The 23,509-nt window shown below is 65.7% G+C and carries 19 protein-coding genes; 10 read left to right on the top strand and 9 right to left on the bottom strand.

Annotation, left to right across the window (positions count from 1 at the left end; genetic code table 11):
• The first annotated feature begins 58 nt into the window (after positions 1-58).
• Positions 59-1,729 (top strand): ATP-binding cassette domain-containing protein, encoded by a 1,671-nt coding sequence (locus tag DKM43_RS03575; RefSeq protein WP_109797131.1) that lies wholly within the window; start codon positions 59-61, stop codon positions 1,727-1,729.
• On the top strand, positions 1,726-3,345 hold the full coding sequence (locus tag DKM43_RS03570) for an ATP-binding cassette domain-containing protein (RefSeq protein WP_236632359.1): 1,620 nt from the start codon (positions 1,726-1,728) through the stop codon (positions 3,343-3,345). The genes DKM43_RS03575 and DKM43_RS03570 overlap by 4 nt, the downstream gene beginning before the upstream one ends.
• Here the strand turns inward: DKM43_RS03570 and DKM43_RS03565 are convergent.
• Both DKM43_RS03565 and DKM43_RS03560 read right to left on the bottom strand, forming a co-directional pair.
• On the bottom strand, positions 3,317-3,721 hold the full coding sequence (locus tag DKM43_RS03565) for an ArsR/SmtB family transcription factor (RefSeq protein ID WP_109797130.1): 405 nt from the start codon (positions 3,719-3,721) through the stop codon (positions 3,317-3,319). The two genes, DKM43_RS03570 and DKM43_RS03565, sit on opposite strands and share 29 nt — an antisense overlap.
• Positions 3,718-4,356, bottom strand: a complete 639-nt coding sequence (locus DKM43_RS03560; protein WP_109797129.1) for a peroxiredoxin — start codon at positions 4,354-4,356, stop codon at positions 3,718-3,720. The genes DKM43_RS03565 and DKM43_RS03560 overlap by 4 nt, the downstream gene beginning before the upstream one ends.
• A gap of 219 nt (positions 4,357-4,575) precedes the next feature.
• Between DKM43_RS03560 and DKM43_RS03555 the strand changes: the two genes are divergently transcribed.
• Positions 4,576-5,397 (top strand): TlpA disulfide reductase family protein, encoded by an 822-nt coding sequence (locus DKM43_RS03555; protein ID WP_109797128.1) that lies wholly within the window; start codon positions 4,576-4,578, stop codon positions 5,395-5,397.
• 54 nt (positions 5,398-5,451) lie between these two features.
• Here the strand turns inward: DKM43_RS03555 and katG are convergent, their stop codons facing one another.
• Positions 5,452-7,617, bottom strand: coding sequence for a catalase/peroxidase HPI (gene katG, locus DKM43_RS03550; RefSeq protein WP_109797127.1), 2,166 nt, complete (start codon positions 7,615-7,617; stop codon positions 5,452-5,454).
• Between the two features lie 146 nt (positions 7,618-7,763).
• Positions 7,764-8,495 carry a tRNA (guanine(46)-N(7))-methyltransferase TrmB gene (trmB, locus tag DKM43_RS03545; RefSeq protein ID WP_109797126.1) on the bottom strand — a complete coding sequence of 244 codons (732 nt, stop codon included), beginning with the start codon at positions 8,493-8,495 and terminating at the stop codon, positions 7,764-7,766.
• A 112-nt stretch (positions 8,496-8,607) separates the two neighbouring features.
• Between trmB and DKM43_RS03540 the strand changes: the two genes are divergently transcribed.
• Positions 8,608-9,432 carry a helix-turn-helix domain-containing protein gene (locus tag DKM43_RS03540; RefSeq protein ID WP_201739768.1) on the top strand — a complete coding sequence of 275 codons (825 nt, stop codon included), beginning with the start codon at positions 8,608-8,610 and terminating at the stop codon, positions 9,430-9,432.
• A 231-nt stretch (positions 9,433-9,663) separates the two neighbouring features.
• Here the strand turns inward: DKM43_RS03540 and ctrA are convergent, their stop codons facing one another.
• Entirely contained in the window at positions 9,664-10,365 is a 702-nt protein-coding gene (ctrA, locus tag DKM43_RS03535; RefSeq protein ID WP_109797125.1) for a response regulator transcription factor CtrA, read from the bottom strand.
• Positions 10,366-10,708: 343 nt separating this feature from the next.
• Positions 10,709-11,716, bottom strand: coding sequence for a tetratricopeptide repeat protein (locus DKM43_RS03530; RefSeq protein ID WP_109797124.1), 1,008 nt, complete (start codon positions 11,714-11,716; stop codon positions 10,709-10,711).
• Positions 11,717-12,021: 305 nt separating this feature from the next.
• Here DKM43_RS03530 and DKM43_RS03525 point away from each other — a divergent pair, with 305 nt between their 5' ends.
• Genes DKM43_RS03525 through DKM43_RS03510 form a run of 4 tightly spaced genes read left to right on the top strand, consistent with a single transcriptional unit; the run spans position 12,022 to position 18,345 of the window.
• On the top strand, positions 12,022-14,598 hold the full coding sequence (locus DKM43_RS03525; RefSeq protein ID WP_109797123.1) for a cyclic nucleotide-binding domain-containing protein: 2,577 nt from the start codon (positions 12,022-12,024) through the stop codon (positions 14,596-14,598).
• Between the two features lie 3 nt (positions 14,599-14,601).
• Complete coding sequence (locus DKM43_RS03520; protein WP_109797122.1) at positions 14,602-15,549, top strand: hypothetical protein; 948 nt, start codon at positions 14,602-14,604, stop codon at positions 15,547-15,549.
• Positions 15,550-15,556: 7 nt separating this feature from the next.
• Entirely contained in the window at positions 15,557-17,455 is a 1,899-nt protein-coding gene (locus tag DKM43_RS03515; protein ID WP_109797121.1) for a cytochrome c3 family protein, read from the top strand.
• A 17-nt stretch (positions 17,456-17,472) separates the two neighbouring features.
• The gene (locus tag DKM43_RS03510; protein ID WP_236632358.1) at positions 17,473-18,345 is read left to right on the top strand and encodes a phosphodiesterase; all 873 of its coding nucleotides are present in this window, start codon (positions 17,473-17,475) and stop codon (positions 18,343-18,345) included.
• 16 nt (positions 18,346-18,361) lie between these two features.
• Here the strand turns inward: DKM43_RS03510 and rpoN are convergent, their stop codons facing one another.
• Entirely contained in the window at positions 18,362-19,852 is a 1,491-nt protein-coding gene (rpoN, locus tag DKM43_RS03505) for an RNA polymerase factor sigma-54 (protein ID WP_109797120.1), read from the bottom strand.
• A 40-nt stretch (positions 19,853-19,892) separates the two neighbouring features.
• The gene (gene lptB, locus DKM43_RS03500; RefSeq protein WP_109797119.1) at positions 19,893-20,669 is read right to left on the bottom strand and encodes an LPS export ABC transporter ATP-binding protein; all 777 of its coding nucleotides are present in this window, start codon (positions 20,667-20,669) and stop codon (positions 19,893-19,895) included.
• Between the two features lie 232 nt (positions 20,670-20,901).
• On the opposite strand from lptB, the gene DKM43_RS03495 reads away from it, so the two are divergent.
• Positions 20,902-21,330, top strand: a complete 429-nt coding sequence (locus DKM43_RS03495; protein WP_109797118.1) for a hypothetical protein — start codon at positions 20,902-20,904, stop codon at positions 21,328-21,330.
• Between the two features lie 97 nt (positions 21,331-21,427).
• A complete protein-coding gene (locus DKM43_RS03490) occupies positions 21,428-22,774 on the top strand; it encodes a TldD/PmbA family protein (RefSeq protein WP_109797117.1) in 1,347 nt (448 codons plus the stop codon).
• A 67-nt stretch (positions 22,775-22,841) separates the two neighbouring features.
• Here DKM43_RS03490 and ppa read toward each other — a convergent pair whose 3' ends face one another.
• A complete protein-coding gene (gene ppa / locus DKM43_RS03485; protein WP_109797116.1) occupies positions 22,842-23,381 on the bottom strand; it encodes an inorganic diphosphatase in 540 nt (179 codons plus the stop codon).
• Positions 23,382-23,509 lie beyond the last annotated feature (128 nt).

Genomic DNA, 23,509 nt, shown 5'->3' with positions numbered 1-23,509 from the left:
AGTCAGTTTTCGAATATGCTAATATGATGATTTGGTCAATCACGCTTTGAAGGCGCCAATGCCTCCCCCAGCCGATTTCGCTGATGCCCCGGACCTGTCCGGACGCGGCCTTCGTGCCCCTCGCCCAAACCGCCATGCCGCCGCATTGTGGTGGCTTGGTGACACGGCGGGCGCAATCCTTTTTGCTGCCGGTCTGGCCGGGTTCATCGCGGCACTGGCCGAGGGCAGGCGCGCCTGGCCTTTGCTTGCTGGCATGGGGCTTGGCGCGCTGGTGCGGGCAGCGGCGCAGGCCGGGGCCTTGATGGCGGGCCATCGCGCGGCGGCGCAGGCCAAGGCGGCGTGGCGCAACCGGCTGGTGACGGCGCTCCTGCCCGGAAGGCTGCTGCGCGGCCGCCTCGTGGGCGAGGACTTGCGCGTGGCGATCGATGATGTCGAGGCGTTTGAGGGGCTGGTCGCCCGCTTTCAGCCCCTGCGGCAGGCCGCAGCGGTTTGCGCCCTCCTGGTTGCGGCGGCGGTTGCGCTGGCAAGCTGGTTCTCGGCGCTGATCCTCCTGCTCACCCTCGTGCCGTTCGGCGCAGGGATGATCCTTGCCGGGCTGGCCGGAAAGGCCGAGGCCGACCGCCAGTTTGCTGCCCTTTCGCGCATGTCGGGCCTGTTCGTTGACCGCGTGGCGGCGCTGCCGGTCATCCTTGCCTTTGCGGCCGAAGACCGCGTGACCCGGCAGATCGGCGAGGCCGCGCGCGATGTGGCCGCGCGCACCATGCAGGTTCTGAGGATCGCTTTCGTATCCAGCGCGATGCTGGAGTTCTTCGCCGCGCTGGCGGTTGCGCTGGTGGCGGTCTATTGCGGGTTCTCGCTGCTGGGGCTTTTGCCGTTCCCCGCGCCTGAACATCTCACGCTTGGCGAAGCCTTCTTCGCGCTGGCATTGGCGCCGGAGTTCTATCTCGGCATGCGCCGCCTTGCTGCGGCCTATCACGACAAGCAGCAAGGCGAGGCTGCACAGCGCAGCATGAATGCCGCGCTGGAAGAGGCCGCCGCAATGCCCGCGCGCCCGAACGCTGCGGGCCACGCCTGCACAGCGGGCGGGCAGATTGGCAGCCGCGCTGTTGGGGGCCTTGCTGCTGGTGGCCTTGTCATTGCCTATCCCGACGGTAGCCGCATCGGCCCGGTCGATGCCGATTGGCATGGGCCGGGGCTGCATGTCGTGACCGGGGAAAGCGGCACGGGAAAATCCTCGCTGCTGCACGGCTTGCTTGGCCTGGCGCCGGTGGCGGGGGGCAGGATCATGCTGGATGGGAAGGTCGTGTCCGGCCCTGAATTGCTGCCGCTTGTCGGCTGGGCAGGGCAACGCCCCCTGCTGCTGCCCGGCACGCTCGACGAGAATCTGCGCCTTGGCGAAGGCGGCGCTGCACCTGCCGCCGATCTTGCGCCGATCCTTGCAGCCAGCGGGCTGGATGCCGTGCTTTCGCGCCGGGGCCACGATCTGCGCATCGATGCGCGCGGTTCCGGCCTTTCCGGCGGCGAGCGCAGGCGGATCGGCGTGGTGCGGGCCATCGCCAGCGGCAGGCCGGTCCTGCTGCTGGATGAGCCGACCGCCGATCTGGACGCGGCGACAGGAGCCGCCATGGCGGACCTGCTCGTTCGGGTGGCGCAGACCCGGCTGATCGTTGCCGCAACCCATGATCCGGCGCTGATTGCACGCGCCGCAAGCCGCGTGGTGATGGCATGACGGCGCAGATGAAGATCGAGCAGATGCTGGGCAAGGCCGCGCTCAGGCAGCGCCGGACGACAAGGCTTGCCATTGCGCTGGCGGTTATGGCGGCGGTGGCGGGCGTTGCCCTGCTGGGTCTTTCAGGCTGGTTCCTGACGGGCGCGGCCATGGCGGGGGCCAGCGGCATCGCCGCGGTTCAGGCGTTCAACTATCTCCTGCCCAGTGCGGGCATTCGCGCCATGGCGATTGCCCGCACGCTGGGCCGCTATGGCGAACGGCTGCTGTCGCACCGTGCCGCCCTGTTTGCTCTTGCCGATCTGCGCCCGGCACTGTTCGCGCAGGCAGCCGGTGCCGAAGCAAGGCTCGCACTGGGCCTCTCTGCGGGGGAAGCAGCCGCAAGGCTTGGCTCCGATGTCGATGCGCTGGAGGACAGCGTGGTGCGGCGGGTGACCCGGCCTGCGGCGATTGCCGCGGCGCTGGCCGGGCTTGGCGCAAGCCTGCTGGCGGGCTGGGCTTCGGCCCTTGCGCTGCTGTCGGGCCTTGCGGTGATGCGCCTTGCCTCGCTGGCTCTGGCGCCGCGGTTGCTGGCCGGGCCAAGGCAGGATCATGCTGCCACGCTGGGCCGTCTGAAGGCCGATTATGCTGCCTATGCCGCCTGTCCGGGCGAGATTGCCGCCTACGGGCTGGAGCCGCGCATCCTTGCGGCGCTGGAGCCGGACGTGCAGGCGCTGGAGCGCGCCCGGCTGGCGATTGTCCGGGGTGAGGCGCTGGTGCTGGCAACGCAGGTGGTGCTTTCCGGCGCCAGCGCGGCGCTGGTGCTGGCGCTGGCGGGAAGCGGACCGGCGCTGGCGGCGCTGGCTGGCCTTGCCGGTGCGGCGGCGGCAGAAGGCATCTCGGCACTGTCGCGCACCGACATGGAGCGGCTGCGCGTGGGCGACGCGCTTGAGCGGCTTGAGACGCTCGCCGCACTGCCGGCGCGGCGCGGCGCGGGGGCGGAGGGCCTTGCGGCAAGGGAGATCGTGATTGCGATTGCCGGAACGCGGCATGTGCTGGCCCCTGGCGACCGCATCCTGATCGATGGCTCTTCCGGTTCTGGCAAATCGCGCTTGCTCGGCACACTGGCGGGCTTGCGCGATGATGCGCCGGAGCGGCTTGAAATCGGCGGGCAGGCTGTGCGCGCACTGGGCCTTGAAGCCTTGCGCCCGCTCTTTGCCCACGCGCCGCAGGATGCCGCGCTGATTGCGGGCACCGTGGCCGACAACCTTCGCCTTGCCCGCGCGGGGCTGAACGAGGCGGACATGTGGCAGGCGCTGGAAACCGCGTGCCTTGCGCAGACGGTGCGCGCTCTGCCGCAGGGCCTCTATCAGTGGCTGGGCGAGGACGGCGCGCGTCTTTCCGGCGGCGAGCGCAAGCGGCTCTCGCTTGCCCGCGCCCTGCTGGCGCGCAGGCCATGGCTCGTGCTTGACGAGCCGAGCGAGGGGTTGGACGCTGAAACGGAACGGGAACTGTGCAGCCGCCTGCGCCACTGGCTGGATGAGACCGGCAGCGGTCTCGTCCTCGTCAGCCACCGCACCGGCCTGCATGGGCTGGCGCAGCGTCGCTTGGTCATCGCGCCGGAGACGGTGCGCGCGTGACCTGTGCAAACATGGCCGCGCCCAGCCGCGCAATCGGCAGGACAGGCGCGGCCGCGGCTTCGGCAGCATGATCCGGCGCAGGAACAAGCGTGGCGATGAGCGCAGCGGCCTGCGCCATCCGGGCGGGATCGATGCGGTAGAACACCTGTTTTGCCTCGCGCCGCGCCGATACCAGCGCCGCCTTGCGCAGGATCGCAAGCTGCTGGCTGAGCACCGAAAGGCCCAGCCCGGTGCGTTCGGCTATCGCGCCGACCGCGCGTTCCCCGCCCGTCAGTTCCCGCAGCACGGCAAGGCGCAGCGGATGGCCCAGAATGCGCAGAAGCTCTGCCTGCTCCTCGATCGTTCCGGCATCGCGCACGGCGGGATCGGCGGTCATTGCGACGAGCCTTCATCGGGCATGTGGCGATAGAACCACGCCGTTGCCTTGTCGCCGGAAAGCGCTTCGTTCTTGCTGAAGCCGGGCGGTGCCAGAACGGGATCACCCGGATGCCAGCCTTCAGGGGCAAGGCAACTGCCATCATCGGTGCGCTTGAGTGCCGCGACGATGCGCAGCATCTCCCCGACCGACCGGCCCACGGCAAGCGGATACCAGTTCAGCGCGCGCACGATTCCGGCAGGATCGATGAAATAGACGGCCCGGACCGATGCCGCGTTGTGGGCTTCGGCCGATACCATGCCATAGGCGCGGGCGATCTCAAGGCTGGGATCCTCGACGATCGGAAAGGGCACGCGGATGCCAAGGTCATCATGCAGTGCGCGCAGCCACGCGAGATGCGAAAACAGGCTGTCGACCGAATGGCCCAGCAGGCTGCACCCCATGTCCTCAAAGCGGTTGAACGCCTGTGTCAGGGCGATGAACTCGCTCGTGCAGACCGGGGTGAAATCGCCAGGGTGGGAGAAGAACACCAGCCACCGGCCGCGATAGTCCGAAAGGCGGATCATGCCTTCGGTCGAGCGGGCAAGAAAGTCCGGCGCGGCTTCACCGATGCGCAGCGGAACGAAATCGGTCATGGCGTTCTGACGCTCATGGCATGTTGGCCGTTCACTGTCCCCTCTCCGTCGCTTCGCTCAATTTTTCAATTTACATAAGTATTGTGATCAAGGCAATCTGGCCAAGGTATCGCTCTGCCGATTCCGACGCAGCGGCGGCTGACAGATTGCGCCGCAATCGTTCATGCCCTAGGCGCTGCAAAGTTTTGTTGATCTGGATCAGTTCCGCAAAAGGCTGAAATGAACCCGCAAGACGTGATCCAGATTGGCCCGGTGGCCCTCGCGCTCGATCGGCTGGTTGCGCTCGTGCTTATTGCGGGGTTCATCGCGGCGATTGACCGGATCGTGCAGCACTGGCGCATTCGTGCCTGGCATCCGGCGGTGCTGGCGGTGATCGGCGGCCTCGTTTCGGCCCGGATCGGCCATGTCTGGCAATACCGTGAAAGCTATGCGCTTGATCCTGCTGCGGTGTTGCAGGCGTGGCTTGGCGGCTGGCACTGGGTGGCGGGCGTCGCCGGTGCGGCTCTGGTGCTGGTGGCCAGTCTGCGCCGCCAGCGCGCGGTCATGGCGGCGCTTCTGGTGCTGGGGCTGCTTTCTGGCCTGTGGGCGATCTTCCTCGCCATTGGGCAGGACCGGCCGATGATCCGTCTGCCGCAGGGCGTGGCGCTTGAACAGGTTCCGGCAGGCGTGGCGACCCTTCCTGCCGGGCAGCCGCTTGTCATCAACCTCTGGGCCACCTGGTGCCCGCCCTGCCGCCGCGAACTGCCGATGCTGGCAAGCGCTGCGGCATCGGAAAGGCGCGCGGCGATTGTGCTGGTCGATCAGGGTGAGGATGGTGCCGCCGTTGCCGCCTTTCTCCGGCGCCAGCAGCTCGATCCGCGCCATGTCATGCTCGATCCTTCCGGCCAGCTTGGCGCATGGGCCGGAGCCAAGGCCCTGCCGACCACGCTGTTCGTCGATGCAGGTGGCAACGTTCGGCAAGTCCACATGGGTGAAATCACGCGGGTGCAGCTTGATATCGGCATCCGCACGATTTCCGATACGGACCGTCATCACCCCTGACCGGACTCGCCCGCGAGACGATGGTCCCCGCGCGGCCGGTCAGGGGCATTGCGATCATGCAGCCAGATCGAAGCGATCCGCGTTCATCACCTTGGTCCATGCGGCGATGAAATCGGCCACGAACCGGTCGGCCGCATCGTCCTGCGCATAGACTTCGGCATAGGCGCGCAGCACCGAGTTCGAGCCGAAGGTGAGGTCCAGCTCGGTTGCGGTCCACTTGACTGCGCCGGTCCTGCGGTCGCGGATTTCGAACAGCCCATTGCCTGCGGGCACCCAGGTCCACGCCATGTCGGTCAGGTTCACGAAGAAGTCGGTGGTAAGCTGGCCTTCGCGGTCGGTCAGCACCCCGTGCTTCGTGCCGCCATGATTGGTGCCCAGCACGCGCATCCCGCCGACCAGCACGGTCATTTCCGGCGCGGTGAGGCCCATGAGCTGTGTGCGGTCGAGCATGAGTTCGGCAGGCTTCACCGCGAAATCGCGCTTCAGCCAGTTGCGATAACCATCGTGAACGGGTTCGAGCGGAGCAAAGCTTTCCGCATCGGTCTGTTCGGGCAGGGCATCGCCCCGGCCGGGGGCAAAAGGCACGGTCACATTGTGGCCCGCAGCCTTGGCTGCCAGTTCGATCCCGACATTGCCTGCCAGCACGATCACGTCGGCAAGGCTTGCCCCCGCTTCTTGCGCGATGGGTTCAAGCACTGCAAGCACGCGCGCCAGATGGGCAGGCTCGTTGCCTTCCCAGTCTTTTTGCGGGGCAAGGCGGATTCGCGCGCCGTTGGCGCCGCCGCGCTTGTCCGATCCGCGGAAAGTGCGCGCGCTGTCCCATGCGGTGCAGACCATTTCGGAGATCGAAAGGCCGCTGGCCGCGATCCTCGCCTTCACCGCCTCGACGTTGTAGCCGGTCGGCCCGGCAGGCACCGGATCCTGCCAGATGAGGTCTTCGGCAGGAACGTCAGGCCCGATGTAGCGCGCCTTCGGCCCCATGTCGCGGTGGGTCAGCTTGAACCAGGCGCGCGCGAAGACCTGCGAGAAGTATTCGGGATCCTTGTAGAAGCGTTCCGATATGGCCCGGTAGGCCGGATCCTTCACCATCGCCATGTCGGCATCGGTCATGATCGGGTTGAGCCGGATCGAAGGGTCTTCCACGTCGACCGGCTTGTCCTCCTCGCGGATGTTGACCGGTTCCCACTGCCACGCGCCTGCCGGGCTCTTCTTCAGTTCCCAGTCATAGGTGAACAGGAGATGGAAATAGCCGTTGTCCCAGCGCGTGGGGTGCGTGGTCCACGCCCCTTCGATACCGCTGGTGATGGTATCGCGGCCCATGCCCTTGCCGTTCGGGTTCTTCCAGCCCAGGCCCTGCTGCTCGACCGGCGCCCCTTCGGGATCGGGACCAAGCAGGCTGGCATCGCCGTTGCCATGGCACTTGCCGACCGTGTGGCCACCAGCGGTGAGCGCGACGGTTTCCTCGTCGTTCATCGCCATGCGGGCGAAAGTGACGCGCACCGCCTGCGCGGTTTTCAAAGGGTCGGGCTTGCCGTCAACGCCTTCGGGGTTGACGTAGATCAGCCCCATCTGCACCGCGGCCAGCGGATTTTCGAGCGAAGCCTCGTCCTCGTCCGCATAGCGGTCCTTGGCCAGCCATTCCTTTTCCGAACCCCAGTAAACGTCCTTTTCCGGATGCCAGATGTCTTCACGGCCGAAACCGAAGCCGAAGGTCTTCAGACCCATGGTTTCATAGGCGATGGTGCCGGCCAGCACGATCAGGTCGGCCCAGCTTACCTTGTTGCCGTATTTCTTCTTGATCGGCCAGAGCAGGCGCCGTGCCTTGTCGAGGCTGACATTGTCGGGCCATGAGTTGAGCGGGGCAAAGCGCTGGTTGCCGGTCCCGCCGCCGCCGCGCCCGTCGGCAATGCGATAGGTGCCCGCCGCGTGCCACGACATGCGGATCATCAGTCCGCCATAGTGCCCCCAATCGGCGGGCCACCAGTCCTGACTGTCGGTCATGAGGGCGCGCATGTCGGCCTTGAGCGCCTCGAAATCGAGTGACTTCACCGCCTCGCGGTAATTGAAGTCGCGCCCAAGTGGATTGGTCTTGCCATCGTGCTGGTGCAGTATGTCGAGATTGAGCGCTTCCGGCCAGAAATCGGCCGAAGCCATGGCGGCGGTTGTTGCGCTGCCGTGCATGACCGGGCACTTGCCCTGAGAATTGGAGGTATCGTTCATCGCTGCTCTCCCACTGGGACTGCAAAACGCCCGTCGCGTTTACCAGTGCACAATCAGCGATAAAGTTTCATGACGCAAATCAATAAGTCTGGTCTCAATGATCGCTTCAACCGATTGCAGGTTGCAGAACCGGCAATGTAGCGCGATCAGCGCCGCCGGTAGCGGAAATACCATACCTCGTGCCCGTAGACGGTGCGCGCCTTGTGTTCATAGCGGGTCTCCGGCCAGCCGCCGGGACGTTTCTGGAAGTCCTTCGCTTCGCTGGCCAGCCATGCGAACTGGTGCTTGTGGCGCCGCATCACCATCAGCGCATGGCGCAGATAGATGGCGTGATCGGTGCCGAACCGGAACTCGCCGCCGGGCCGTAGCTTGGCGGCAAACAGATCGAGCGGGCCATCGTTCATCATCCGGCGCTTGGCATGGCGCGCCTTGGGCCAGGGATCGGGATGAAGCAGATAGAGAAACGACAGCGCGCCATCGGGAATGCGCCGCAGCACGTCCAGTGCATCGCCATGATGGATGCGCACGTTGGCAATGGGCGGGTGCGCTTCCCCGCTTCCGTCAGGAACGCCGCCGGAAACGTGGGTCAGGGCCTGCGCCACGCCATTGAGAAAGGGTTCCGCGCCGATGAAGCCGTGATCGGGCAGCATGTCGGCGCGAAAGGCCATGTGCTCGCCCCCGCCGAAGCCGATCTCGAAGTGCAGCGGGCGATCATCGCCGAAGAGGATCTGCGCAGTGACCGGCCCTTCGGCGGGCACGGCAATCTGCGGCAGCAGCTCATCGACCAGCGCCTGCTGGCCCTGCCGCAGGGGCTTGCCCTTGGCGCGGCCATAGAGCCGGTTGAGCGTGGTGGGATCGCCTGGTTTGTGCGCAGTCATGGCCGCGGCGTTTGGCAGGCACGCGCGTAGCGGTCAACATGGTCGGCCCTCACACCCCGGATACAAGAAAATTGGTTGGACGCTGCGGGCTGGCTGTGGTGATCACAACGGCATGACTGTCGGCAAGCAAGTCCCTCAAGCGATTGCAGAGCTGAGTGAAAGGGAACTCGAAGTCCTGCGCCTGCTCACCGCGGGGCACACGATCAAATCGATCGCGGCAACGCTCGGCCGCAGCGAGGCTTCGATCAACGAGCGGCTGCGCGATGCCCGGCGCAAGACCGGCGTTGGCAGCAGCCGGGAACTTGCGCGGCTGGTGGCAGGACAGGAAACCTGGCCCAGAAAAACTGATCTTCCCGCGGCCAAAGAACCGGGCGAGGCCGATGCGCAGCCCGCAACAGCGGTGCGTCATTGGCCGAAAGGAAAAATTGCCATGCTTGCCCTGATCCCTCTTGCTGCCGCACTCGCGCTGGTTTCGACCGGCCTTGAACAGGCGGAAGAAGCACCGACCTCTGCTGCCGGCCCCGCAGCCGCCATTGCATCGCTGCTGGTGGGCACGTGGTCGCTGGACACCGCGCGCGTTCCGGCTGACGAGCGGCCGCGAAGCGTCACCATCACCTTCAGCGTCTTGCCACAGCAGCGCTGGAGCACGCGGGTCGACATCGTTGCCCCCGACGGCAGAACCATGAATGCGAGCTCCACCGCGATGCTCGATGGCGTGGCCGTGCCGATCTCAGGCAATATTCCGGCATTCGATACGGTATCCCTGCGTCAGCCCGCGCCAGAGACGCTGGTCATGACTCTTGGCAAGCACGGCACGCCCGTGGCCACCCGCGTCTATACTGTTGCCAAGGATGGCAAGTCGATGACGGAGACGATCATCTGGGCCGACAAGACCATGCCCAAGATGGAAACAGTGCGGTTCAGTCGCATCGGCTGAGCAGGATTGGCCGTGCCGGGGTAGAGGCGGGGGCATCTTTCCTGAGCATCTTCGTGCTTCGGTTTTTGCCCATGCCGTGCAGCGTCTCTGCCCCGTAGCCGCCACGCGATGATGACTGCACAAGCACGGCTGTCGCAGGTCGCGCAGATGTCGCCGGATTTCCGGCCAGAACGCAAAACGGCCCGCCGTTTCCGGCAGGCCGCTTCGGGGAAAGACCGTGCGCCGGGTCGATCAGGCGGCTTCGGTAGCGCTGATGTCTTCGGGATCACGCAGCACGTAGCCGCGGCCCCATACGGTTTCGATGTAGTTCTCGCCGCCGCAGGCATGGGCCAGCTTCTTGCGCAGCTTGCAGATGAACACGTCGATGATCTTGAGTTCCGGCTCGTCCATTCCGCCGTAAAGGTGGTTGAGGAACATTTCCTTGGTCAGCGTGGTGCCCTTGCGCAGCGACAGCAGCTCAAGCATCGCGTATTCCTTGCCCGTCAGGTGGACGCGGGCATTGTCGACCTCGACCGTCTTGGCATCGAGATTGACCGAAAGCTTGCCTGTGCGGATGACCGATTGCGAATGGCCCTTGGACCGGCGCACCACGGCGTGGATGCGGGCGATCAGTTCCTCGCGGTGGAACGGCTTGGTCACGTAATCGTCGGCGCCGAAGCCGAAGGAACGGACCTTGGAATCCATTTCCGAAATGCCGGAAAGGATGAGGACCGGGGTCTGCACCTTGGCGACGCGCAGCTTCTTGAGCACATCGTAGCCGTGCATGTCCGGCAGGTTCAGGTCCAGCAGGATGATGTCGTAATCGTAGAGCTTGCCCAGATCGAGGCCTTCTTCGCCAAGATCGGTGGAATAGACGTTGAACCCTTCGGCCGTGAGCATGAGCTCGATCGCCTTGGCCGTGGTGGGTTCGTCCTCGATCAGCAGTACCCGCATTGAACCGCCCCTTGCTTGCCTGATCCCCCTTGAGGGTCCCCTTGGCAATTGGCCCGGCAAAACCCCGGACCTTGCGCCATTAACCATAGGAGGAATGAACATGAAAGGTTAATTTCCTGTAAAGACAGGAGGTCCATTTCCTTGCGTTAACCACTGACGTGCGCGGGAATGAATCAATCCGCGACCGAAGTGATTCAGAACGAGACAGAAAAGAGCGCTGAACCCGCATCTTCGGCGCTGTGCCGAATTGAATCAGATGCGGATGAAAAAACCCTCCCGCAAGCATTACGGTTAACGCGAAGGGGCCGAAAAAGGGGGGCATCGGCCGGCTGCCGTGTGCGAATCAGGCCCCTGCCACGCCGAGGCTCGATGCGGCCTCGCGCAGCTTGCGGGCGGCCGCGCTGTCATTGCTGAGCGCGCCAAGGCCATTGCGCAGGGCCTGTTCGGCCTTTCTGGGTTCGCCCATCTGCATCCGGCTGCGCATCAGCATGATCCACCCATCGACATTGGCGGGATTGGCGGCAAGTTTCGCCTCAAGTCCTTCGACCATGCCGCGGATCATGGCTTCCTGCTGTCCCTTGGGCAGGTTTGCCGCGGCCTTCATCTGCTCGCTCGTCGGCCCCGGTATCCCGGCCGCCGCCTTGAGCGGGCCATCCGTGACCATGCCGCCGGCAGGAGGCGCGAAATGGACTTCGGCCAGCCGCTTCTCCACTTCGATGCCGTGCTTTTCGCCCACGTTGCGGATGACCGCGCGCACGTCCTCGGCATAGGGGGCATCGGAGGGCGTATCTTCCAGCAGCTTGAACCACGCGTTGATGGCCTGCCGGTGACGCCCGGACAGATCGAGCGCCACGGCCTGGAAATAGCGCGCCCGTGCATCCTTGGGATCAAGCCTTATCGCCTTGTCGAAGGCGGCCTTGGCATCGCGCGGCATCCTGCCGGTCTCGCTGCTGGCAAGGACAAGCGCTTCGCCAAGGAAGGACCAGGTCTGGGCGTTTTCGGGATCAAGCTTGGTGGCCTGCCTGAGCGCGGTCGCCGCCTCGGCATAGCGCTCCGTCTGGAAGTATGACCAGCCGAGCATCCGCCAGCCTTCGGCATCATCGGGCTTTTCCGCGAGCCGGCTCTCCAGCTTTGCGATCACCTCATCGACCGAAGGCTGCTGGCTTGGTGCGGCGGGAGGCGGCTCGGCCGGGGGCGGTGGCGTGTCGGGGCCGCGCATCATGGCAATGCCGCCTGCGCCCAGCGCGATCAGCGCGGCCGCAATCAGCCCGATCCGGCCGAAACGCGAAGGATTGCGTCCAGTATTGCGCCCCGTGTCGCGCAGGTCGGTGGGGGGCTGTGGCTCGGTCATTGCTTACTCCGGCATCGGCTTGTCGGGATGATGGCCTGCCCGTTCCGACGGCAGGGGCAAACCCGTGGCCTTCGCGCATATCGTGCCGGACAGGTGCGGCGCAAGCCATCCTGTCAGGCGCCCTGTTCAAGCCTCATTGCGCAAGCCTCACCATGGCGCACGGTCCCGACTGCCTGCCGACATTTTGCTTCTGGCAATGCGCGCTGCATCGGTTAAAGTCGTCCACCGGGGTCGCAAATCGGTAGGGGTAACGGGCAGGCGCAGATACGGGCGCCGCCGATTGGCGATGCGGGGGGCGCGAGCCGGTGGGCGAGATTTTCAAGGTTGCGATCATCGGTTCAGGCCCCGCAGGCATGAGCGCGGCAAGCCGTGCGGCCCGACTTGGCATGAGCCATGTGCTGCTTGAAAAGACCGATCACCTCTCGGACACGATCTTCAAATACCAGAAGGGCAAGCACGTGATGGCAACGCCGTCGCAGCTTGTCCTTCGTTCGGACCAGGAGTTCGATGCGGGCAGGAAGGAGGAGATCCTCGCCCGCTGGAATGCACGCACCGCAGAACTGGGCGTGAACGTGAAATACAACGCCGAAGTGAGGGCTATTCAGGGCACGGGCGCGCCCATTGCCGGATCGGTGCAGAAGATCGTCAGCCGCGCCCGCGATGGTTCGGCCACCACCACCGAACTGCAGCGCCACGCCCCGCCCTATGCCATCACCCTTGCCAGCGGCGAGACAGTGCTGGCCGAGAACGTGATCCTTGCCATCGGCACGCAGGGCAATCCCAACCGGGTGCGTGCGCCGGGCGGCGATCTGCCGCATGTCACCTATCAGCTTGACGATCCCTATGCCGTGCTGGACGAGCATGTCGTCGTCATCGGCACGGGCGATGCCGGCATCGAGAACGCGCGCGGGCTGGTTGAAGATCCGGCACAGGGCAATGTCGTCACCATTCTCAACCGCAATCCCAAGTCGGCCAATGTGCGCGAGAGTTTCTCCACCGCCAAGGAGCCGAACGCCAAGGCGCTGATCGAGGATGATGCGGCGGGCAGACTGACCATCCGCTACGAGACCGAGGTCAAGGCGATCGAGCCGGGCTGGGTCACGCTGTCCACCCGCGACGGCGAGGAGCGCATCCGCTGCGACCGGATCATCGCGCGGATCGGCTCGGCCCCGCCGCGCGCCTTTGTCGAAGGGTGCGGCATCGAGTTTGCCAGCGCTGACCGGCTGGCCTTCCCCACGCTTTCGCCGCAGTTCGAATCGAGCGCGCCGGGCATCTTCGTGATCGGTGCGCTGGCGGGCTATCCGCTCATCAAGCACTGTATGAACCAGGGTTATGATGTCGTCGAGTTCATCAACGGCAACACCGGCCTGAAGCCCGCCGACGAGCCGCTGCTGGAGGCAAAGTTCGCCGGGCTGGCTGGCGGGCGGACGGTGGACGAATGGCTGGCGTTCCTGCGCGACAATGTCAGCATCCTCGAAGGGATGACGACGCTGCAACTGCGCGAGTTCATGCTCGATTCCGAAATGCGCGCCTATCGTGCCGGCGAGGTGATCTTCGAGAAGAACGATCCCGGCTCCTCGCTCTTCGCCATTGCATCGGGCAGCGTGCATGTGCGGGTCGATCCGCAGGATCCCTTGAAGGTGGTGCCGATTCCTGCCGGTTCGATCTTCGGCGAGGTGGGTCTCATTTCCGGGCGCAAGCGCGGGGCAACGGTGGTGGCTGCCGAGGACACCGTGTGCATCGAGATCAGCCGCAATGCCGCGCTCAAGCTGCAAAGCCAGGTGCCGACCGCAAGGCGCGCGATCGAGCGTATATCCACCGAGCGCCAGATCCTCCAGATGTTCGGTTCGGGCCTGACCCCGGCAGACATTGCCGAAGTGGTGGAAACCTCGACGATCATGCAGGTCCGCGCGGGCGAGGCGATCATCACCGAAGGCGATGAGGATCGGTTCGTCTATGTCATCCGTGTCGGATCGATGATCGTGGAGAAGCAGGTTGGCGGCAAGCCCGTGTTCCTGTCCTATCTTCCCGCAGGATCCTATGTCGGGGAAATGGCGGTGATCGATGGCGGGCCGCGCACGGCCACGGTGCGCGCCGCGATCAAGAGCGAGGTCATCCGCATCGATGGCAAGGCGTTCCGCCGCGTTCTGGCGGCCAAGCCCGCCCTGCTGGACCGCGCGCGCAAGGACATGGAGGTGCGCCGCGCCACCAACGCCTTCATCGAGACGAAGAAGGACACCTTCTCCGGCGTGGTCGATCTCTATTCCGAGCAGGCCAAGTTCCTCGTCTCGCAAGGGCTGGGCGAGGCGACCGACGTTCTGCTGATCGACGAGCGGCTCTGCGTGGGCTGTGACAACTGCGAGAAAGCCTGCGCCGATACGCACGATGGCCTGTCGCGGCTGGACCGCGAGGCCGGAAAGAGCTTTGCGCATCTGCACGTTCCCACATCGTGTCGGCACTGCGAGCATCCGCACTGCATGGCCGATTGCCCGCCCAATGCGATCCAGCGCGGCCCGGACGGCGAAGTGAGGATCAACGATACCTGCATCGGCTGCGGCAACTGCCAGCGCAACTGCCCCTATGGCGTGATCCGCATGGACAAGGTGCCACCCCGCAAACCCTCGCTGCTGTCCTGGCTGCTGTTCGGCGCCGGGCCGGGGCCGGGCGAGCCTTCGCGCACATGGTCGAAGAAGCATACGAAATATACCGGCGATCCGGCGGTGGACGAAGCGCTTGACCGCAAGAAGGCGATAAAGTGCGACATGTGTTCCGGGATCGAGGGCGGGCCAAGCTGCGTGCGTGCCTGCCCGACAGGGGCGGCGATCCGCGTCTCGCCCGACGAGTTCCTGACCGTGGCCCGGCTTGAACGCGAGGGGGCCTGAACCATGGCGAGTTCTGTCAAACCGCCAGCCACCGCACCTTCACCCGCCTCGCCCGCAGCGCCATCGGCGGCCGCGCGCAAGACCGGCGCCAGCCGCGAACGGCGCAGCACGCACGAAGGGTTCCTCACCCATCGGCGCATGTTCTGGGCCAAGCTTTCGGGCGCGCTCGCGCTGGGGCTGACGGCGCTTTACATCTTCGTGCCCCTGCCCGGCACGCACTTCGGATCAAGCTGGCTGGGCTATGCGCTGGGCACCATCGGCGCGCTGCTGATCCTGTGGCTGACAATGCTGGGCGTGCGCAAGCGGGCGATCACGCCGGGGCGGTGGAGCCTCAAGGGCTGGACTTCGGCGCATGTCTATCTGGGTCTTTGCGTCACGGTGATCGGGACGCTCCATTCGGGCTTTCACTTCGGCTGGAACGTGCACACGCTGGCATGGGCGCTGATGCTGATCGTGGTGGCATCGGGCGTATTCGGCATCTGGGTCTATGCCACGCTGCCGCGCGCGCTGTCTGCCAACCGCTATGATGCGGAAGGCGCGATCACCGAAAGGCAGATGGTGGAAGCGCTGCGTTCGATCGACCGCCAGATCCACGAAGCCGCGCAGCCGCTCGATCCGCAGGCCGCTGCGCTGGTGGGGCAGAGCCTTGAACAGAATCCCTTCGGCGGAAGCCTGTGGAACCGGATGACCGGGCGCTATCCGGACTGCGCCACCCACCGCGCGATGATGGACCTGCGCGCCCTGCGCGCCGCGCGCCAGCGCACCAAGGATGACCTGCTCGGCCGGATCGATGCCCTGCTGGCGCGCAAGGATGCCATGCTCGACCGGCTGCGCCAGCATCTCAAGCTCAAGGCGTGGTTGCAGGGCTGGCTCTATGTTCACGTCCCCGTCACTTTCGCGCTGATTGCCGCGCTTTGCGCGCATGTCGTCAGTGTCTTTTTCTACTGGTGAGCGAGAGATGAGCTTCATTGTCCGCCAGATCGCGCTCAAATCCAGCGGCGAGGAGATCGTCCGGTCCGCAAGCTACAACATCCGCGAACTGACCGTGGGGCGCGATACGGCATGTGCGGTGCACCTGCCCGATCTTGCGGTGAACCCGGTCCACGCGCGGATCGCGCTTGCGCAGAATGGCAGGCTTGTCATCACCGCGGCCACCGAGCAGCCCTTCACGGCAGACGGACGCAGCACCCTGCGCGCCGAGATCGACCCGGCGGTGGGCGGCGAACTGGCACTGGGGGGGCACAGGATCGCCATTTCGCTGGCCGACGACGGGAAGACCCCGGTGCTGGCGGTGCGGCGGGTGGAAGCCCTCTCGGACAGCGCAGAGGACAGGGATCTGGCCGATGCCTATTCGCTGAGGGGCCTTCTGCCCGGCAAGCGCATATCGGCCTGGGGCTTTGCCCTGCTGGTGCTGTTCGCCTTTCTTGCCCTGCCAATCTACAGCTATGCCACCTACAAGCCGTTGGCGATGAAGGCCGATGCGCGCCGTCCGCAGGGTTTCCATGCCGACCAGACCTGGTCTTCCGGTCCCTTGAGCCTTTCGCACAAGGCTCTCGGCCAGAATTGCCAGTCGTGCCACACGCAGGCCTTCGTGGCCGTGACCGACAACGCCTGCCTGACCTGTCACGGCAAGGACGCGCACGATCATGTCGCCGACAAGGCACGGCTGATGCAGGCACGAGGCGAACCTTCCGGCATGGCCGCAGTGCAGCGCGCGGTGGCGGGTGCATTCAACCGGCCGACCGGGCGCTGTGTCGATTGTCACACCGAGCACGAAGGCGCGGGTGCTATGCCTGCCACCCGGCAACAGTTCTGTGCTGATTGCCACGATGGGATGAAGGCGCGCTTGCCCGATACGAAGATCGCCGATGCCGCCGATTTCGGAACGGCCCACCCGCAGTTCAGACCCGCGCTCGTCGCGGGGGTGGAACGCGGCAAACCCGTGCTGCGTCGCACCGCGTGGAGCAAGAACCTGCAAGAGGACAACGGCCTCAAGTTCACCCACGGCCAGCACCTTTCGAAGACCAACGGCATTGCCCAGATGGTGCGCCGTATGCCAGGCCGCTTCGCGGGCGCCGACAGCCTGCAATGCGCCGATTGCCACCGGCCCGACAGCGCGGGGGTGCGCTTCCAGCCGGTGAAGATGGAACAGGCGTGCCAGTCGTGCCACGCGCTCGGCTTCGAGCGGATCGGCGGCACGGTGCGCACGCTTCGCCATGGCGAGCCGGAACTGGTCGTGGCCGATCTGCGCGCGTTCTACCGCGACACTGCACCGGTGCGGCCCGCAAACCTCTCAGGCATGGCGCGGCGGGTGCCGGGCGATGCCGCGCTTGCCGCAAGCGCGGCCGATTATGCGCGCGCCGTGCGGTTCCATCCGGCCAGTGCCGGGCAGGCCATCGACAGGGCCTTTTCCAAAGGCGGGATGTGCCATGATTGCCACGTGGTGACGCGCGGTGGAACCGCAGCGACCGGGGGCTACCTCATCCAGCCGGTGGCGCAGAACGAGCGCTATTTCCGCAAGGGGTGGTTCGATCACAAGGCCCACAGGAAAACCGATTGCACCTATTGCCATGCCTCCGCCGCCACATCGATGAAGGCCAGCGACGTTCTGGTGCCGGGGATCGACGGCAAGGGCGGCTGCCGCACCTGCCATGTCGGCGGTGAAGGCGCCAGACTTGCGGGCATTGCGGTGAAAGACCCGGTCGAATCCTCCTGCGCGATGTGTCATTCCTATCACATGGACGATGATGCGCCGTGGCTGCCCAAGGGCAAGCGCCCCAAGCAGGACACGAACGCGCCTGCGGGCGCGAACCTTGCCATCGCCGGGCATCCGCGCCTGACGATGAAACTGCATTGAGGGAGGGGCGCGGAACGATGATGCAGCCCCGCACGCTCCTCATCGCACAGGTCACGGACATTCATCTGGGGTTCGAGCCGGATTGCCCCGGCGAGTTCAACCGCCAGCGGCTTGACCGGGTGCTTGAGGAACTGGCCTGCCTGCAACCCCGGCCTGATCTGCTCATTGCCACCGGCGACCTCATCGATCGCGGCGACCGGGAAAGCTACGAGCGGCTGCGCGAGGCGTTTTCGGTTATCCCGTTTCCCGTGCACTACGCGCTGGGCAACCATGATGCGCGCGCACCTTTCGCGCAGGTCTTTCCCGAAGCGGCCTTTGCCGAGGGGTTTCTGCAATATGTGATCGATGCTCCGCCGCTGCGGATCATCGTGCTCGACACGCTGGAGGAAGGGCGCCACGGCGGGGCCTTCTGCGAAGCGCGCGCCGCCTGGCTCAGGGCGCGGCTTGAGGAGGCGCCCGATGCGCTCACCCTGATCGTGCTGCACCACCCACCGATGGAGGTGGGCATAGCCTGGATGAACACCGATCCGGCCGAGCCCTGGGTCGAGCGGTTGGCAGCCTGCCTGCGCGGGCGCGGCAACATCGTCGGCCTGATCTGCGGCCACATCCACCGGGCCATCACGGCCGCATGGGAGGGCACCCTTGTTGCCACGTGCCCGTCAACCGCGCCGCAGGTGGCACTCGATCTGAGACCGATCGATCCCGACCAGCCCGACGGGCGCGACCTGATCGTGGCCGATCCGCCGGGTTATGCCCTGCACTGGTTCAATGGCCGCGAACTCATCACGCACTGGGACAAGGCAGAGGACCGACAGGTGCTTGCCCGCTTCGATGCGCGCCTTCAGAACATGGTGCGCGAGATGCTGGCCGAACGCCCGGTTGCGCCCTGAAATCCGCACGCGGCGTTCAGCGAACCCCGGCCAGCGCCTTCTGTCGCCGCCGTTGCACCGAACTGCCAAGGCCAATCGCCTCGCGGTATTTGGCCACGGTGCGCCGGGCAAGGTCGAAGCCCTTTGCCTTCAGCAGATCGACCAGCGCATCGTCCGAAAGGATGGCCTTTGGGTCTTCGGCATCTATCAGTTGACGGATCGCGGCCTTCACCGCCTCGGCCGATGCACCTTCGCCGTCGGATGAACCGACGCCGGAGGTGAAGAAATACTTCAGCTCGAAGGTGCCGCGGTCGCAGTTGAGATACTTGTTCGAGGTCACGCGGCTGACGGTTGATTCGTGCATCTCGATGGCTTCTGCCACCTGGCGCAGGGTAAGCGGGCGCAGGTGCGCCACGCCGTGGCGGAAGAAGCCGTCCTGCTGCTTCACGATCTCGCTCGCCACCTTGAGGATGGTCTTCTGCCGCTGGTCCAGCGCCTTGAGCAGCCAGTTGGCATCGGCCAGCTTTTCGCCCAGCCAGGCTTTCGCCTCCTTGCTCATGCAGGCGCCGCGCAATTCCACGTAATAGCTGCGGTTGACAATGAGACGCGGCAGGGTGGCCTGATTGATCGCGATGTCCCACCCGGCTCCGGCGGGGCGCACCAGAATGTCGGGCACCACCGCTTCGGCCATGCCGCTGCCAAAGCGCAGGCCAGGGCGCGGATCATAGCCGCGCAGCTCTGCCAGCATGTCGGCAAAGTCTTCGTCATCCACGTGGCACAGGCGCTTGAGCCGCGCGATCTCGCCGCGGGCGAGCAGTTCGAGATTGTCGATCAGGCGCGCCATGCACGGGTCATAACGGTCCGCCTCCTTCGCCTGGAGCGCGATGCATTCGGCAAGGCTGCGCGCGCCGACCCCGGTGGGATCAAGCGACTGGACCAGCGCAAGCGCCTGCTCCACCACGCTTTGCCCAAGACCCAGCGCCTCGGCCACTTCGGCCAGCGGCAGCCTGAGGTATCCCGCTTCGTCGAGCTGATCGATCAGCCAGCGCGCAACGAAGAGCGCTTGGGGATCGGACGTGGTCGCGCCGATCTGGCCGTGGAGGTGTTCGGCCAGGGAAGTCTCGAACCGGCCATGCTCGTCGATGTCCGGCCCTTCGCCGCCGCCCGTGTCATTGCGCTGCGAGGACAGTTCGAGCAGCGCGCCATCGCCGGTATCGCGGTCGCGGTCGAGCGTGCTGGCATCGATGTCGAGCGGACGATCCTCTTCCACCCGCCCTTCGGCCACGAGCTGATCGACCGGCGAGGATTCGAGATGGGTGCGTCGCAGTTCTTCGGGCGGGGTGGTTTCGGCCGGATCAGACGGTGGGGTATCGCCGATTTCAAGCAGAGGGTTGGCGTCGAGCGCCTCGCCGATGAAGGCTTCCACTTCGAGGTTGGACAGCGCCAGCAGCTTGATCGCCTGCTGCAACTGCGGCGTCATCACCAGCGACTGGGTCTGGCGAATGTCCAGCCTTGGCCCCAGAGCCATGGTTCAGATGCCCCCCTGCACCCGCATCAATCCGCCGCGATCACAGCGTGAAGCCTTCGCCCAGATAGAGCCGCCGGACATTGGCATCGGCCACCAGCGCTTCGGGGCTTCCCGCGAAGAGGACCTGTCCACCATAGATGATGCAGGCGCGGTCCACGATGTCGAGCGTCTCGCGCACGTTGTGATCGGTGATGAGCACGCCGATGCCGCGCCGCTTCAGATCCTTCACCAGATGGCGGATGTCGCTGATCGACAGCGGGTCGATCCCGGCGAAAGGCTCATCGAGCAGGATGATCGAGGGCCGCGCGGCAAGGGCGCGGGCGATCTCGCAGCGGCGACGCTCACCGCCTGAAAGCGCCATGGCCGGACTGGCGCGCAGCCGCGCAAGGCCGAACTCATCCAGCAGGCGTTCCAGTTCCGCCTCGCGCGTGGCCTTGTCCGGTTCGATCAGTTCCAGCACCGTGGCAATGTTCTGCTCCACCGTCATGCCCCGGAAGATCGAGGTTTCCTGCGGCAGATAGCCAAGGCCGAGGATCGAGCGGCGATACATCGGCAGCTTGGTGATATCCACGCCATCGAGAAGGATGCGGCCCGAATCCGGGCGGACCAGCCCCATGATCGAATAGAAGCAGGTGGTCTTGCCCGCGCCGTTGGGACCCAGCAGGCCCAGGACTTCGCCCTTGCCCACCGAAAGCGAGATGTCGGTAAGCACGGCCCGCTTGTCGTAGGACTTGGCGATCGACACCACTTCCAGCCCGCCTTGCGGAAGGGGAGGGGCGGCATTGGCGGGCATGGATGATTCTTCGATCACGCTCATCAATCTGGCTCGGCTTCCTGCTCAGGCTCGATGCCACCCAATAGCGGGTCGGGCCCGCAGGGCAAAGCCTGCCGCTTCGATCTGGCAGGATTTATGCATGGTTGCCTGTTTAGCATGGCCTACACCAGCCGGATTAAGCCCCGGTGAAGCGCGCAGCGCACAGGATTTGGCCTTGCGGGCCGCGCGCGTGCGTGTTCTACTCTCCCCGGAGCAGGATGAAGGGAACGGCGCCATGAACAAGGCCCTCCACTCGCGGGACGCAGATGTCCGGGCAGCGCAGTCGCATCACGATGGGGCGGCATGGTCGCACTCCGACGTTTCGACATGGTCGCACAGGGGCGATTGGCGCAAGCAGATGAGCGACAATGTCGCCTATGGTCTGCTGGTCTATACCGGGTTGCAGATCTTCGTGACGATGCACGAGATTCAGGGGACCAGCGCCTCGATCCTGCCGCTGTTCGCGCTGGTCGTGCTTGTGGCCGCGATCATTCCGATGTTCCGCCAGTTCGAACGGCGCTGGGAACATCTCACCGATGAACAGGCGCATGACCTTGCCTACAAGGCGGCGTTCCGGCGCGATCAGATCCGCGTCTGGCTGCTGGCTGCGGTTCTGCCCTTCGTCATCACTGGCGCTTTCCGGGTCTTGTCTGTGCTCTTCTGATTGACCGGCATGCCGGTCCTGAACGGTGGCCTCTCGATTGCGGTAACGCCCTCCGGACGCTAGACCCCGCAGCCTTGCTGTTGCGAAAGGTCTGTTCATGCTTTCACCCGCCGAAGCCCGCGAACGCTGCGAAGCGCTGATCGATCGGGCGCGTCGCGCGGGGGCCGATGCAGGCGATGCGGTCTATGTGGGCAATTCGTCCGAATCGGTCTCGGTCCGGCTGGGGGCGCTGGAGGATGTCGAACGTTCCGAATCGGAAAGCATTGGCCTGCGCGTCTTTGTCGGCGGGGCTTCCGCCTCGATCGGATCGACCGACCTTGGTGACGGTGCGCTTGATGAACTGGCCAGCCGCGCGGTGGCGATGGCCCGCCTTGCCCCGTCCGACAGGTTTGCGGGTCTGGCCCCGCAAGACCTCTTGCTGCGCGGTGCCATCCCCGATCTTGATCTTGATGATCCGGCCGAGCGCAGCCCGGCGCAGCTGCGCCGTCTGGCCGAGGAAGCCGAGGATGCCGCCCGCGCCGTTCCGGGCGTGACCAACAGCGAAGGTGGCGGGGCCAGCGCCGGGCGCGGCCTCTTTGCGCTGGCCACCAGCCACGGCTTTTCCGGGGCCTATGCCGCCTCCAGCCACAGCCTTTCCGCCAGCGTGGTGGCGGGCGAGGGCAGCACGATGCAGCGCGATTATGCCTGGCGCAGCACGCGTCATGCCGCCGATCTGCTTTCTCCCGAAGCGATCGGGCGGGAGGCAGGCGAGCGCGCGGTGGCGCGCCTCAATCCGGGCCGAGTGAAAAGCGCGGCCATGCCCGTGGTGTTTGACCCGCGGGTTGCCGGTTCGCTGATCGGGCACCTTATCGGCGCGATGTCGGGTGCGGCGATTGCGCGGCGCGCCAGCTTCCTGCTCGACCGCGACGGCCAGAAGCTGTTCGACGGTGCGGTGACGATCCTTGATGATCCCCTGCGCCCGCGCGGCCTGCGTTCGCGACCGTTCGACGGTGAAGGGCTGCCCACGTCGGCGCGCAAGCTGATCGATGCAGGTCGGCTGGGCGGCTGGCTGATGGATGCCGCCGCCGCACGCCAGCTTGGCGGGCAACCGACGGGGCACGCCTCGCGCGGGTCATCGGGCGCACCGCATGTCACGGCGGGCAACGTCGTGCTCCAGCCCGGCAGCGTCAGCCCGGCCGAACTGATCGCGGACATTGCCGAGGGGGTCTATGTCACCGAACTGATCGGGCAGGGCGTGAACAGCGTGACCGGCGATTACAGCCGGGGCGCTTCGGGCCTGCGCATCGTCAACGGCGAACTGGCTGGACCGATCGCCGAGTTCACCGTAGCGGGCAACCTCATCGACATGTTCGCCGCGCTGACGCCTGCCAATGATCTTGAAATCTGGCGCGGCATAGATTCGCCCACCGTGCGGATCGACGGCATGAGCGTGGCGGGAGACTGAACGCAGGAAAGGGGCGCCGGTTCAGCCTGAACCGGCGCCCCTTGCATGGCCTGCGGTGCGGAACCGATCAGCCTGCCTTGGCGGCCTTGGCGCGCTCGATCGCCTCGATCGTTATGCGCGCGGCGTCTTCCGCGCCGCCCCAGGTGCCAACGCGCACCCACTTTTCCTTTTCCAGATCCTTGTAGTGGGTGAAAAAGTGCTCGATCTGCTGAAGCACGATTTCGGGCAGGTCTTCCTTCTCCTTCACATCCGAATAGTAGGGGAAGGTCGAATCGACCGGCACGCAGACCAGCTTTTCATCGCCGCCGTGCTCGTCCTCAAGGTTCAGCACCGCGATGGGGCGAGCGCGCACCACCGATCCGGGCACGAACGGCGAGCGCGCGATGACCAGCGCATCGAGCGGATCGCCATCGGGCGAAAGCGTGTGCGGCACGAATCCGTAGTTGGCCGGATAGCGCATCGGCGTGTGCAGGATCCGGTCCACGAACAGCGCGCCCGATGCCTTGTCGAACTCGTACTTGACCGGTTCGCCGCCGACGGGAACTTCGATGATGACGTTGAGGCTTTCCGGCGGATTGTCGCCGGTGGGAATCATGTCGATGCGCATCTGTGGCCCTGTTCGTTAGGGGTGGAGAGAACGCCCCGCCCCTAGCGAAGCCGCTGTTGCGCTGCAACAATACTTATGGCGACACTTGCTGCGGCGGGGGATGCTGCCTCCTCCGCCGCAGTGGGCAC

It is taken from the genome of Novosphingobium meiothermophilum (assembly GCF_003171715.1).
GTDB lineage: Bacteria > Pseudomonadota > Alphaproteobacteria > Sphingomonadales > Sphingomonadaceae > Novosphingobium > Novosphingobium meiothermophilum.
The sequence above is the reverse complement of the archived record's forward strand: the minus strand, read 5'-3'. Positions and strand labels throughout refer to the sequence as shown.